This window comes from Pedobacter sp. AC190, from assembly GCF_979258025.1.
On the sequence record NZ_OZ409824.1, the window covers coordinates 1,464,156 to 1,478,132 of the forward strand.

Annotated in this window: 13 protein-coding genes; 10 read left to right on the forward strand and 3 right to left on the reverse strand. The window is 34.8% G+C overall.

Going from position 1 to position 13,977, the window contains the following annotated elements; genetic code table 11:
* The first annotated feature begins 1 nt into the window (after position 1).
* From ACZZZI_RS06430 to ACZZZI_RS06455, 6 genes are all read left to right on the forward strand, one after another.
* Positions 2-1,870 (forward strand): CocE/NonD family hydrolase, encoded by a 1,869-nt coding sequence (locus tag ACZZZI_RS06430; RefSeq protein WP_463488964.1) that lies wholly within the window; start codon positions 2-4, stop codon positions 1,868-1,870.
* Positions 1,871-1,989: 119 nt separating this feature from the next.
* Positions 1,990-3,642 (forward strand): M1 family metallopeptidase, encoded by a 1,653-nt coding sequence (locus ACZZZI_RS06435; RefSeq protein WP_463488965.1) that lies wholly within the window; start codon positions 1,990-1,992, stop codon positions 3,640-3,642.
* Between the two features lie 159 nt (positions 3,643-3,801).
* Positions 3,802-4,530 (forward strand): head GIN domain-containing protein, encoded by a 729-nt coding sequence (locus ACZZZI_RS06440; RefSeq protein ID WP_463488966.1) that lies wholly within the window; start codon positions 3,802-3,804, stop codon positions 4,528-4,530.
* Positions 4,531-4,640: 110 nt separating this feature from the next.
* Positions 4,641-5,087: a DUF1572 family protein gene (locus tag ACZZZI_RS06445; RefSeq protein ID WP_463488967.1), complete on the forward strand. Its 447-nt coding sequence runs from the start codon at positions 4,641-4,643 to the stop codon at positions 5,085-5,087.
* A gap of 470 nt (positions 5,088-5,557) precedes the next feature.
* Positions 5,558-5,683: a hypothetical protein gene (locus ACZZZI_RS06450; RefSeq protein WP_463488968.1), complete on the forward strand. Its 126-nt coding sequence runs from the start codon at positions 5,558-5,560 to the stop codon at positions 5,681-5,683.
* 12 nt (positions 5,684-5,695) lie between these two features.
* Positions 5,696-6,253 carry a GrpB family protein gene (locus ACZZZI_RS06455; protein ID WP_463488969.1) on the forward strand — a complete coding sequence of 186 codons (558 nt, stop codon included), beginning with the start codon at positions 5,696-5,698 and terminating at the stop codon, positions 6,251-6,253.
* A gap of 206 nt (positions 6,254-6,459) precedes the next feature.
* Here the strand turns inward: ACZZZI_RS06455 and ACZZZI_RS06460 are convergent, their stop codons facing one another.
* Together ACZZZI_RS06460 and ACZZZI_RS06465 are read right to left on the reverse strand one after the other, a co-directional pair.
* On the reverse strand, positions 6,460-7,350 hold the full coding sequence (locus ACZZZI_RS06460; RefSeq protein WP_463488970.1) for a hypothetical protein: 891 nt from the start codon (positions 7,348-7,350) through the stop codon (positions 6,460-6,462).
* Between the two features lie 96 nt (positions 7,351-7,446).
* Entirely contained in the window at positions 7,447-8,157 is a 711-nt protein-coding gene (locus ACZZZI_RS06465; protein WP_463488971.1) for a DUF2490 domain-containing protein, read from the reverse strand.
* A gap of 255 nt (positions 8,158-8,412) precedes the next feature.
* On the opposite strand from ACZZZI_RS06465, the gene fabV reads away from it, so the two are divergent.
* From fabV to ACZZZI_RS06480, 3 genes are all read left to right on the forward strand, one after another.
* Positions 8,413-9,606 (forward strand): enoyl-ACP reductase FabV, encoded by a 1,194-nt coding sequence (gene fabV / locus ACZZZI_RS06470; protein WP_316764709.1) that lies wholly within the window; start codon positions 8,413-8,415, stop codon positions 9,604-9,606.
* A gap of 67 nt (positions 9,607-9,673) precedes the next feature.
* Positions 9,674-10,207 carry a GNAT family N-acetyltransferase gene (locus ACZZZI_RS06475; protein WP_463488972.1) on the forward strand — a complete coding sequence of 178 codons (534 nt, stop codon included), beginning with the start codon at positions 9,674-9,676 and terminating at the stop codon, positions 10,205-10,207.
* Positions 10,208-10,317: 110 nt separating this feature from the next.
* Positions 10,318-10,770, forward strand: coding sequence for a cold-shock protein (locus ACZZZI_RS06480; RefSeq protein ID WP_109926476.1), 453 nt, complete (start codon positions 10,318-10,320; stop codon positions 10,768-10,770).
* A 438-nt stretch (positions 10,771-11,208) separates the two neighbouring features.
* Here the strand turns inward: ACZZZI_RS06480 and ahcY are convergent, their stop codons facing one another.
* Positions 11,209-12,525 carry an adenosylhomocysteinase gene (gene ahcY, locus ACZZZI_RS06485; protein WP_316764719.1) on the reverse strand — a complete coding sequence of 439 codons (1,317 nt, stop codon included), beginning with the start codon at positions 12,523-12,525 and terminating at the stop codon, positions 11,209-11,211.
* Between the two features lie 1,001 nt (positions 12,526-13,526).
* Here ahcY and ACZZZI_RS06490 point away from each other — a divergent pair.
* Positions 13,527-13,955: a CBS domain-containing protein gene (locus ACZZZI_RS06490; RefSeq protein ID WP_316764722.1), complete on the forward strand. Its 429-nt coding sequence runs from the start codon at positions 13,527-13,529 to the stop codon at positions 13,953-13,955.
* Positions 13,956-13,977: the final 22 nt, after the last annotated feature.

The window sequence follows — 13,977 nt, forward strand, 5'->3', positions numbered from 1 at the left end:
AATGAAATATATTAAACTTATAATGGTTTTCGTGTGCTCAGCCTCAATGGCTTTTGCACAAAATAATGCAAGCTTCCCGCAAGAAAATTTCACAAAGAAAGAAATCTATATTACCATGCGAGATGGCGTAAAGCTTTTTACCGCTATTTACACTCCAAAAGATGCCTCAAAGGATAAGAAATATCCAATGATTATGCAGCGAACCTGCTACAGCATTGCGCCTTATGGCGAAGATAAATTTCCCGCTAAGCTCGGCCCATCAGAATTGATGATGAAAGAAGGGTATATAGTGGTTATGCAGGATGTTCGTGGCCGATATAAAAGTGAAGGTTCTTTTACCAACATGACTCCAGTTATCGACAATAAAAAATCAAAAACTGATGTTGATGAAGGTTCTGATACTTTTGACACTATTGATTGGTTAGTAAAGAATGTAGCTAATAACAATGGCAAAGTTGGCCAATGGGGTATTTCGTACCCTGGTTTTTATACCGCGGCAGGTATTTTAAGTAATCACCCAGCCTTAAAAGCATCCTCACCTCAAGCTCCGATTTCGGATTTTTTCTTTGATGATTTTCACCACAATGGTTCATTTCTTCAGAGTTACTTTTTTACATTCCCAGTTTTTGGTGTTCAGAAAAAAGGCCCTGAAACCAGCGCATGGTATAGTAATCAAACCATTAAGCCCAACACTAAAGATGGTTACCAGTTCGCCTTAGATTTGGGCCCGTTAAGCAATGCTGATAAGTATTATAAAGACAATTTTTACTGGCAGGAAACGGTAAATCATCCAAATTATGATGAGTTTTGGCAAAAACGTGGTTTATTAAAACACTACGGAACAGTTAAACCAGCAATAATGGTAGTTGGAGGATGGTTTGATGCAGAAGATTTATCTGGCCCGTTAAACATTTACAAAACAATCGAAAAGAAAAATCCAAATGCTTATAATACCATTGTAATGGGACCATTTGGTCATGGCCGATGGAGCCGTGAAACTGGCCATACCATGCATAGCAACGTTTATTTTGGCGATAGCATTGCAACTTTTTATCAAAAAAATATAGAAGCTAAGTTTTTCAATCACTTCTTAAAAGGTAATGGCGATAAAAACTCAGGTTTACCTGAAGCATACATGTACGATACGGGAAAAAAAGGTTGGCAAACTTTTGATAAGTGGCCGACAGAAAAAGCCAGTAAGCAAAAATTATATCTTGGAGCTGATGGCAAATTAACCATGACTGCTCCAACTTCAACTGGTTCGGTAAATTATATTAGTGATCCTTTAAAACCTGTTCCTTACACAGAAGATTTAACCACCACTTTGGGCTTTACACCACATAACTACATGAGCGAAGACCAACGCTTTGCTGGCCGTCGTCCTGATGTTTTGGTTTATCAAACAGATATTTTAGATAACGACATCACCCTGGGCGGTGAAATTATTTCGCACCTTAAAGTTGCAACAACTGGCACTGATGCGGATTTTATTGTAAAACTGATAGATGTTTACCCTGCTAACGAACCAAACAATCCTTATATGCCAAATAAAAATATTACACTAAGTAATTACTGGCAAATGGTACGTTCAGAAATTATGCCTGCCCGTTTCCGCAACAGTTTCGAAAAACCTGAAGCCTTGGTTGCCAATCAAAAAACAGATGTTAATTTTAAATTACAGGATGTATTGCACACTTTTAAAAAAGGGCACAGAATTATGATTCAGGTTCAAAGCACGGCTTTCCCTTTATTTGCACGTAATCCTCAAAAATTTGTTGATAATCCTTATAAAGCTTCAGAAGCTGATTACATAAAAGCAACTCAAACTATATTTAATGATAGTTTTATAGAAGTTGATGTAATAAAATAAAAAAACCGTCCATTCGACGCTGGTCATTGCGAGGCACGAAGCAATCTAAAAATGGTAAATTTCATAAATTAAAATAATAAGATTGCTTCTTATCTCACATTGATGTTAAATAAAACATAATGAAAAAACTACTTACTCTTTTGGCCATTGCATTTTGTCTATCAAGTGCAAATGCTCAAATGCTAGGCAAAAACCAGATTAATTCTCGAGCAGATAGCTTGCGGGGAACCCTAACACCACTACGAACCTGTTACGATATTAATTATTACCACTTAGATGTTAGGATAGACATCGATCAAAAATCAGTTAGTGGCAGTAATGAATTTGCTTTCACCGCAACCCAGGATTTCACCAAGCTACAATTCGATTTATTTTCGAATTTAAAAGTCGAAAAAGTAGTTTACAAAGGCGCAGATTTACCATTTACAAGAGAATACAATGCTGTTTTTGTAAGCTTCCCTAAAACAATAAAAAAAGGAAATAAAGATAAATTTACAGTTTTCTATTCTGGCAATCCTGTTATTGCAAAGCGCCCACCTTGGGATGGTGGATTCATTTTCAAAAAAGATTCAGCAGGTAATCCTTTCGTATCTGTTGCCTGCCAGGGTTTTGGAGCAAGCTCATGGTGGCCAAATAAAGATCACCAAAGTGATGAAGTTGACAGCATGAAAATTAGCATCAGCATACCAAAAGATTTACAGGAAATATCCAATGGAAGATTACTAAATGTTGTCGATCAGCCAAATGGCTATAAACAATATAATTGGTTAGTAAGTAACCCAATAAATAATTACGATGTTACTTTTTACATTGGTAAATATTCACACTGGACAGATAGTTATGATGGCGAGGCGGGAAAATTAAGCCTAGATTTTTGGGCTTTGCAAACCGATAGCGCTAAAGCTCGCCCGCATTGGGATGCTGATGTAAAACCAATGATTAAATGTTTTGAATATTGGTTTGGTTCCTATCCGTGGTACAAAGATGGTTATAAATTAGTTCAGGCACCTCATTTAGGTATGGAACATCAAAGCGCAGTTGCCTACGGTAATCAATTTAAAAAAGGCTATTTGGGTAGGGATTTAAGCGGAACGGGACATGGTTTAAACTGGGATTTTATTACGATCCACGAAAGCGGTCATGAATGGTTTGGAAACAGCATCACAGCTAAAGACATTGCCGATATGTGGATTCACGAAGGATTTACCAATTACTCAGAAGTTTTATATGTTGAATGTACTGAAAATAAACAAGCAGCAAATGAATATGTTATTGGTTTACAAAAAATAATCGCGAATGATATTCCTATTATCGGCCCTTATGGTGTAAATAAAGAAGGTTCTAGTGACATGTATCCAAAAGGTGCGAATTTAATTCATACCATTCGCCAGCTAATTAATAACGACGAGAAATTTAGAGAGATACTGCGTGGATTAGGCAAAACCTTTTACCATAAAACAGTAACGACAGCAGAAATTGAAAACTATATTACCAAACAAAGTGGTTTAAGCCTTAGTAAAGTTTTCGACCAATATTTACGTCACACCAATATCCCTGTTTTAGAATACAAAGTTAACAAAGGCGAACTTTCTTATCGTTGGATTACCGATGTTAAAGGATTTGACATGCCTGTTAGGGTTACACTTAAAGATGGTTCGTATACTTTAATTAAACCAACAAACAATTGGAAAACAATAAAAGTAGATTCGAGCATTACTGCTGAAAACTTTAAAAACGACCCACTTTTCTATATCAAAACAAAAAAAGGCTAGTATTTATAAAGTACGTGCCTGGTTATTTGATCAATTTTTAAAAAAAATAAACAAGAATTGCAAAGTGATGCAACTTTTCGAAAAAACCATCGTCTTATAAAGAAAACCTAATTAACCCGTTTTAATTTTCGAAAATTAGAACGCTAATATTCTACAGTTATGAAAAAAATACTATCAATTTTATGTGTGGCTTTATTGTTCACAACATCATTTAGCGCAATAGCTAAAACTGAAATTACCATTAGCTCATCTAAAAGAGCAGACGATAGAGATGTTAGAAACTTTAACGGTGTAGCAGCAGGCGGACCAATTAATGTTGTTATTACTTTGGGTAACACCGAAAGTTGCAGATTAGAGGGCGACGCAGAGGCATTGGAAACTTTAATTACCGAAGTAAAAGGGAATGTATTAATTATCCGTCCTCAAAACAGCTGGAAAAGTTGGGAGAAAAAATACGAGAATAAAAAAATTACGGCGTACGTAACTGCAAAATCTATTAAAAGCTTAACCATGAGTGGTTCGGGCAGTATGGTTGTAAATGGTGCTGTTAATTCGAAAGATTTATCTGCAACGTTAAGTGGTTCAGGAAGTATTAAAGCGACTGCCGATGTTGATAATTTTACTGGAGTAATTAGTGGTTCAGGAAATTTGACAATAGCAGGCAAAGCCGATGATGCAAGCATTACACTGAGCGGCTCTGGAACTTTTGCTGGCCGTGGTTTTTCTGTAAACGATTTATCTACTCAGGTAAGTGGCTCGGGTACAGTAAACATTAAAGCAGATAGAAAAATTGATGCCGTAATCAGTGGCTCAGGAAATGTGAATTATTCGGGCAACGCTAGTGTAGATAAAACAGTTGTAGGCTCGGGAAAAGTTCGCAAAATATAATTTAGATTAACACACAAATGAATCAAAAAGCGTTTCGATTTTATTCGGGACGCTTTTTTTGTGGTTAAGCAAAATATAAATTGCTAATTTTAAATACTAATAAAACTATAATGTTAACAGAAACTTTGAAATCACTTTTTAAAAGAGATTTGAATAAACTTAAAGCAGAAATAGCAGCGTATAAAACCGAATCAAAAATTTGGTTTATAGATCAAGCCATTTCCAATTCTGCTGGTAATCTTTGCTTACACTTAATTGGAAACCTAAATACTTATATTGGCGCTACTTTAGGCGGCACTAATTACATCCGCAATCGAGAACTTGAGTTTTCATTAAAAAATATCCCAAGAGCAGAACTTATCCAAAAAATTGAGGATACCTTAACTGTTGTTAACGCTACCTTAGATTTGCTAACAATCGAACAAATAGAAAAAGAATATCCTGTAATCGTTTTAGCAGAAAAAACGTCGACAGAATTTTTTCTGGTTCACCTTACAACCCACCTTGCTTATCATTTGGGTCAAATAAATTACCATAGAAGATTACTTGATAAGTAATCTACATGCAAAAAAAAAGTATTAAGTACAGCGATGATAACCTTATCTTAATTGTGATAAGTATATAATGCTAATCCTGCATGAAAAATATGATCGAAATCAAATTTAGTGAGAGTAAGCTCGTGACGGGAATTCTAATTAACCTAGCATTTATTATTGGTTTATTTTTTGTCACAATATATTCTGCGAATTCTTATAAGCCAATCAGCATATTCTTGATTTTTATTTCAATCCACATCTAAATTTTCCATAAAACAAAACCTTTCCTCCATTATAAAAAAGATGTATCTGGTGTTAATATTGATGAAAATGGGATTTTAAACAATACTGAAAATACACCTGTTTTTATAGAATGGAAAGAAATTATAAATTTTAAAAATGGGTATTTCCGAACCCAAAATCAGATTTTTATTGAAACGATAAATCAAGATAAATACAATTACATCAAGCGAAATACATACCTAAACTATTTGAATAAGATTGGAATGTTTTTTAGAACAAAACCCGATTTACTATGGATTGATGTAAATGTGCTGAACATTGAAGAGGATGAATTATTAACTTTACTCCGCTCGAAATTAAAAGAATACAAATAAATTCTGAACATTGTGTTAGTTGTTACCTATAACCCCGAATGGCCAAACCATTTTAAAGAAATAAGTGAAAAGTTATTTGATAAGCTTAATCATTTGAATATCGCTATCGAGCACATTGGAAGTACATCGATTAAGGGGCTTGCTGCAAAACCTATCATAGATATTGATATTGTTTATCAAGCAAATCATCATTTTGAAAGCATTAAAGAGGTATTAACATTGGTTGATTATTTACACCACGGGGATCAGGGCATTTTAGGCAGAGAAGTTTTTAAAAGAAGTAATTTAGAAGGCGATGATGTTTTAGATAAAATTATGCATCATTTGTACGTTTGTGAGCAAAATTGTGACGAATTGAATAACCATCTTTTCTTTAGAGATCAGTTAAGAAAAAACACCAGTGCAAAAAAATGCTATCAAAAATTGAAATTTAGTATTGCTGCGGACGCAAATAACGATCGAAAAAAATATGCAGCCATTAAGGAAGTAAAAGCAAATGCTTTCATCAAATACGTTATCGAATTAGAAAAACTAGAACAGAATACCAACAATGAACCCAATAGTCGATGAAGAATTAAATATTCCCGAAGAATTTCAATCCAAACTAAATGATGTCCCTAATCTAAAAATCGCTTTCAACGCCTTGACACCTGGCCGCTAAAGAGCTTACAATATTTATTTCTCAGCACCTAAACAGTCAAAAACAAGAGCATTGAGATGGGAAAAATATATCCAACAGATTCTTGGTGCAAAGGGACTAAACGATTAAATAATCTTTAAAACTGAAAACCAATTACCGTTAAATTCTCTATATAATTTATTTTCTGGCTTGCTTTATCAAACTCATCCCATCCTGTGGTGTGTACATTAGTTAAGTTTGTTGCGCCAAATTTGGTGGTATTTTGAAGGTATACATTTTTCCATACATAAAATTTCAAACCAATTTTAGCCGAAACCCCATAACCAGAAATACTAAAGTGATTGTTTCTACCCTGGCCAAACAAACGAACATCTGAGCGTGGAACCATTAACCCTCCACCTAAGCCAGTTTCTAGCGTTAATGAAGTATTTCCACTTGGTGCAACCCAAATATCATCATATCGTTCTACTTCAACATTCGCATAGTTAAAACCATCTGTATGTTCATAAGTAAGCATACTTTCTTTTACGTTAATCATTTGCCCATTATAATCACCAGCCAAAGCTCCTGTTGGTGCATTATCGTGAGAAATATTCGTACCAATATGACCAGATATTGCCACCGTTTGCGGAATATCCATTACATATTTCATGTGATCCCAGCCAATCGAAATGCTGTAATTATCTTTTATAAAATAACCTACACGAATATTATATTGAGGAACTGTTATTAACCCAGGATTTAAATATTGCCAGCTTAACTTTGATTGACGATCATGTGCGACCACATCTTTCAAGGTAAAATCATAATTAGGGCCTTGAAATCTGATATCACTTTTACCATACCAGGAACTGTTATAGCCCCAATGAAAATAAAAATCACCTTTACGACTGTCTTTTCTTCTGTGTTCAGGGTTGAATAAACTTTTTGATGTCGGTGTAATATCAGTTGAAGATGTTGTAACTTCTTGAGCTTGCATCCGCTTGCCAAACAATAGCGCTAAAAATAATATCGAGATTTTTTTCACGCGGCAAATTGAGCAAAAAGGCCTGTCATTTACAACATCTTTAACATTTTGTAATACTTGGGTTACAAAAAATGACTTTGAAACATTAAAACCCGGTTAGAATCTGGTATAAAGTGCCAATTGAACGATATTATTAATCGTGTTATTTGCTAGTCCCTTTACGGTTTGATTCATATAACCCGCTTCTATATCCATCTTTTTAGAAAATCGATAACCCAAAGCCAAATAAGCCCTATTCTGATCAAAAACACTATTATTTAGCTCCTTTTTATTTTGCAGGTTAAGAAAAACTTCATTCTGTAATGCTACAAAAGCACCTTTTGTAAAAGTTGGCTGTGTTTTTTGTAAAGGCTGGATCAACCTGAAGAAATAACGAAAGCGTTGAGAAAAAAGGTCTTCATTTGCAATTCTTTCAATAAACCGTTGCTCCACTCTTAAGCGATGACTTGCAAATACTGAACTGATTTTATGATTATAAATATATTGCTCAAAAATACGATGCTCATTTAAAGAGATATAATCATCAGCCCCACTCTGTTTAACTTGTGTAGTTTGCCACAAATATCCTAAAGCCACGTTACTGTTTTTATTAATAAAATATTGTAATGCTGGCCGTACCAAAGTGTTTCTAACATGGTCCCAATCATCGGCAGATCGAATTTGCAGGTCGAATTGCAAACCCCATTTTTCGTTAAATTTAGTATTGTTGAGAAATAAAAACCAGCCCGTATTTTGGTGCTGGGTTTGTGCATAAAGCTTTCCGAATGCCATCAGTAAAACTGCAGCAAGCAATAATATTTTTTTCATAAAGAATTAACCCGGTATTATCTGTGTTTGCTAAATTAACAGAAATTCGATAAAGCTTAATATTTAACTTAAAATTAATACATAATTTATAAGCCAAACAACTTTTTGAATGCATATTAAATTGGCTTTATTTAAATTTCATTTACTGTTAAGCGATTAAAAATTTATCTTCGTTAAAGATTTGAGCATTTCGTTTAATTTAAACGGTAAAAATTTGCTCCGGTTTTAAAATTACAAAACGTAAAAAAGAACAAAATGATTATTGAACCAAGAATGAGGGGCTTTATCTGTTTAACATCGCATCCAGATGGTTGCGCTCAAAACGTAAAGAACCAAATTGAATATGTAAAATCTAAAGGCGCTATTAACGGCCCTAAAAAAGTTTTAGTAATTGGTGCATCAACAGGTTTCGGTCTGGCATCAAGAATTACGGCTGCTTATGGCTCTGGCGCATCTACAATTGGTGTCTTCTTCGAAAAAGCACCCTCTGAAGGTAAAACAGCATCTCCAGGTTGGTACAATAGCGCAGCTTTCGAAAAAGAAGCACATGCTGCTGGTTTATACGCAAAAAGTATTAACGGCGATGCTTTCTCGAAAGAGATTAAAGAAAAAACCCTTGCAACCATTAAGGCCGATTTAGGTCAGGTAGATTTAGTAATTTACAGTTTGGCCTCTCCTGTTAGAAAACACCCTGATACTGAAGTTTTACACCGCTCTACTTTAAAACCAATTGGATCAACATATACCAACAAAACTGTCGATTTCCATACAGGTAATGTGACCGAAATTTCTATCGAGCCTGCAAACGAAGACGATATTGCAAATACAATAGCCGTTATGGGTGGCGAAGATTGGACAATGTGGATCGACGCTTTAAAAGCAGAAAACCTATTGGCAGAAGGTGCCACAACTGTAGCTTATTCTTACATTGGCCCAGCTTTAACCGAACCAGTTTACCGTAAAGGAACAATTGGCCGTGCTAAAGATGATTTGGAAGCAACAGCATTTACCATTGCCGATAAATTAAAAGATATTAACGGTAAAGCTTACGTTTCGGTTAACAAAGCATTGGTTACACAAGCAAGCTCTGCGATTCCAGTAATCCCTTTGTACATTTCTTTATTATATAAAATAATGAAAGAAGAAGGCATTCACGAAGGAACGATCGAACAAATTCAACGTTTATACGCAGAAAGGCTATATACAGGTGGTGATGTTCCTGTTGATGAAAAAGGAAGAATCAGAATCGATGATTGGGAAATGCGAGAAGATGTTCAGGCTAAAGTTGCAAAACTTTGGGAAGAAGCAACAACAGAGACATTGCCATCAATTGGCGATTTAGCTGGTTATCGTTCAGATTTCTTAAGCTTATTTGGTTTCGAAATTGATAAAGTAGATTATCAAAAAGACACCAATGAAGTTGTAGCAATTGAAGGATTGGTAGATTAACTTTAAAATAAAACATTATATCAATTAAGGCTGGCTTTTAGCCAGCCTTTTTTTATACCGCACTAAAATGAAATTCGAACTACAACCTACTCTGGAAAACGATTTAATTAAAATTGTTCCATTAAAAGCCGATGATTTTGAAAACCTGTATGCCGTAGCATCCGACCCTTTAATTTGGGAGCAACACCCCAACCAAGACCGTTATAAAAGAGAGGTTTTCGAAAATTTCTTTAAGGGCGCAATAGAATCGAATGGTGCTTTCTTAGTTTACGATAAAAAAACCGGACAAATCGTTGGCAGTTCGAGATATTATGAATTAGATGAAGAGCAAAATTCGGTAGCAGTTGGCTACACTTTTATAGGCCGCCAGTTTTGGGGAAAAGGCCACAATGCAGCACTAAAAAAATTGATGTTAGATTATGCTTTTCAATCAGTAGATAAGGTAATATTACACATTGGGGCAACAAATTTTCGTTCACAAAAGGCTACCGAAAAGCTCGGCGCCATAAAAATTGCCGATTTAGAAGTTGCCTATTATGGCGAACCCCTAAAATGGAATTTCGTATATCAAATAGACAAACAAAAGTGGAACGGTAAATAATTGATAAGCAGACCTTAGCGGAATAAAATCGTATTTCTGCTTTAGTATTCTTATATTTGTATAATTCTACAATTCACTCACCTTTCTAAAAACAAAACAATTATATATATATGGCTAAATCTCAGGCAACATACAGTAAAAAAGAGAACGAAAAAAAACGATTAAAAAAACAAAAAGACAAACAAGAGAAAAAAGAAGAGCGTCAATCTAATGCAAAAAAAGGTTTAGCTCTAGAAGAAATGTTTGCGTACGTTGATGAGAATGGTAACATTTCGTCTACTCCACCGGATCCAAAAAAGAAGAAAGTATTTAACATTGAGGATGTACAAATCGGTATAACAAGACAAGAAGATATTATCGATGAAAATCCGGTAAAAAAAGGTACAGTTACTTTCTTTAACGATAGTAAAGGTTACGGTTTTATTAAAAACACCGAAACTCAGGATAGCATTTTCGTACACGCTAACGGTTTGGTAACACAAATTAAAGAAGGCGATAAAGTTACGTTCGAGGTAGAAATGGGCCAAAAAGGACCAACTGCTGTTAAAGTATCGAAGGTTTAATTACCTCAAAAAACGCTCCATTTGCTTTATTCAAAAAAGCAACAAGATAAAAATTCTGCAGAAAAGTTCTGCTGCGCCAGGTTTTATAACCATTTATAATTCCGTCTATTTAAGCATAAAACCTAGCGCAATTTTTTCTTTTCAGAGAAAAAATCTACAAATTTTAATTTCAAACATCAGAAAATCAGGCTTCGGCTCGCTTGGGTTATTTCAATCCCGCCATCGCTTATAGTCCTCATTTCGCTTCGCTTTCATTCCGGGCTATTCCGCTCTGTCGGGTTTAAGTTGCAGTGGCTGTAGTTCTTTTTCTAAACAAGCAACAGGCCATTTAAGTTCCATCGTAAGAAAATAAAAACAAAAAAGGGATATGCAAATTGCACATCCCTTTTAGCAAATCATAAATGAAATTGCTTCATTCCTCGCAATAACGAGAAATGCTTAGTAACGGTATTCGTCTGATTTGAATGGACCTTCTACTGGTACACCGATATAATCAGCTTGGTGTTGATCTAAAATATCTAATTCTACACCGATTTTAGCTAAGTGTAAACGAGCAACTTTCTCATCTAAATACTTAGGTAAAACGTAAACTTTGTTTTCGTATTTATCTGTGTTAGTCCAAAGTTCTAATTGCGCTAAAGTTTGGTTGGTAAATGAGTTACTCATTACAAAACTTGGATGACCAGTTGCACAACCCAGATTTACTAAACGACCTTCAGCTAATAAGATGATATCTTTACCTTCGATAGTATATTTATCTACCTGAGGTTTGATTTCTACCTTAGTTGAACCATATTTCTCGTTTAACCAAGCTACATCGATTTCGTTATCGAAGTGACCGATATTACAAACGATTGCTTTATCTTTCATTGCTAAGAAATGCTCGCCACGAACAATGTCACGGTTACCAGTTGTAGTTACAATAATATCTGCTTCTTTAACAGCTGTAGCGAATTTTTTAACTTCATAACCTTCCATTGCAGCTTGTAAAGCACAAATTGGATCAATTTCAGTTACAATTACACGTACACCTTGTGAGCTTAAAGACTCAGCTGAACCTTTACCAACATCGCCATAACCACAAACAACAGCCACTTTACCAGCCATCATTACATCAGTTGCACGACGGATTGCGTCAACCAATGATTCACGACATCCGTATTTGTTATCGAATTTAGATTTAGTTACAGAATCGTTAACGTTGATTGCAGGTAAGTGCAATGTTCCGTTTTTCATTCTTTCGTATAAACGGTGTACACCTGTAGTTGTCTCTTCTGATAAACCTTTGATTGCAGCAATTAACTCAGGGTATTTATCAAAAACCATATTGGTTAAATCGCCACCATCATCCAAAATCATATTTAATGGTTGTTGCTCAGGGCCGAAGTGTAAAGTTTGCTCAATACACCAATCAAATTCTTCTTCGTTTAAGCCTTTCCAAGCATAAACCTGAATACCAGCAGCAGCAATTGCAGCAGCAGCATGATCTTGTGTTGAGAATATATTACAAGATGACCAGGTAACTTCAGCACCTAAAGCCACTAATGTTTCGATTAATACAGCTGTTTGAATGGTCATGTGCAGACAACCTGCAATACGAGCACCTTTTAGCGGTTGTGTTGGACCGAATTCTTCACGTAAACTCATTAAACCTGGCATTTCTGCTTCGGCTAATTCGATTTCTTTACGGCCCCATTCTGCCAGTGAAATGTCCTTAACTTTGTAAGGGATGTAAGTTGTCTCTACTGATGACATATTATGATTGTTTAAATTGTTTTAAATCAATAATTTGCGAAATATAAAATCTCATTATATGCTATTTGCATACGTTTCGAAAAGTAATTATTTCTAACGCACAAAATTACACAATACTTTAGCTAATATCAAAAGCTTGAGTATTAATTGACTCAATGATTATTTGAGGTTGATTGTTGTGCGCTCTAAGCCACCTTTGCTCGCTTCGCCAAATCATTAATTTTTAACAGTACTATGGGTTCAATGCTACTATTGTCTTCTGCCACAAACAATCCGTTGGCTTCGACTAAATGACCTTTTTCTATGCCATCGATAAATATTCGGCATTTAGTTTTGATTTGGCTAATCTGTCTAAGGATGACAACCCTCCCATCGATCAAAATTATTCTGGTATTGCTTTTTGTAAACATAAAATTATTTTAGGTAGATAACCAGATCTTTGCAACTCGCATACCGTTATTTCATAGAAAACTCAACCGATTCAAACAGAAAAAGAATAATGCAGCTTTAAACGCGCCTTAGTGTACAATATACACAACCAAAAGGAGTTGTTTTATCAAAGCCTCATGCTTGCGTTAAGATCCCCAGTTATCTTCCATCAATACATCATTTGTGCCCCCTGTGTTATAAATAATAGAATAACAAAATAAATTTTATCTCAAATCAGAAATTGGATGGCAATTGGGGCAAATGGTCTTTTTGTCCTTTTCAGAAAGCAGTTTTTCATCATTTAAAAAAAAGAAACTGGCAATACTTAATAAAAAAAAGAAGGCTAACATTATTGTCAGCATTTTTCTGGATTCATTAGGCAAATTGTTCATACATTAAATTTAGAACTTCCAATTATTAAATGTTAGAGTAAAATCACCCTTTTTTAAAGGGTAAATGTGCCAATATTTAAAGTGAAAAATCTTCACCATAACAACCAATATCCATAAGAAATAAAATATTGATTTACAGTTTATTATTTCTTAAATTCAAGTAACCAAATTAAACTAATTATGAAAACTGTAAAACAACTACTTGACACAAAACAGGTAAGAATAATTTCTGTTACAGAAAATACTTCTGTTTTAGATGCTCTAAAAGTAATGACCGAAAAAAACATTAGCGCTTTACTTGTAATGGAAGGTTCAGAATTATTAGGAATTTTTACAGAACGTGATTACGCCAGAAAACTTATCCTTCAAGGTAAATCCTCAAAAGATACTTTGATTAAGGAAGCAATGACCGCCGATCCGATAACGATAAATCTCGCAGATACGATTGATAAATGCATGGAAATTATGACCGAGAAACACATCCGTCATTTACCGATTGTTGTAAATGCAGAAGTTAAAGGAATGATATCGATCGGAGATTTGGTTAAATTTATTATTGAGGATCAAAAACAAACTATTTCCCAGTTGGAAAGCTATATTAGCGGGTAGGATGAGGTGAGTTTAGGGCGAT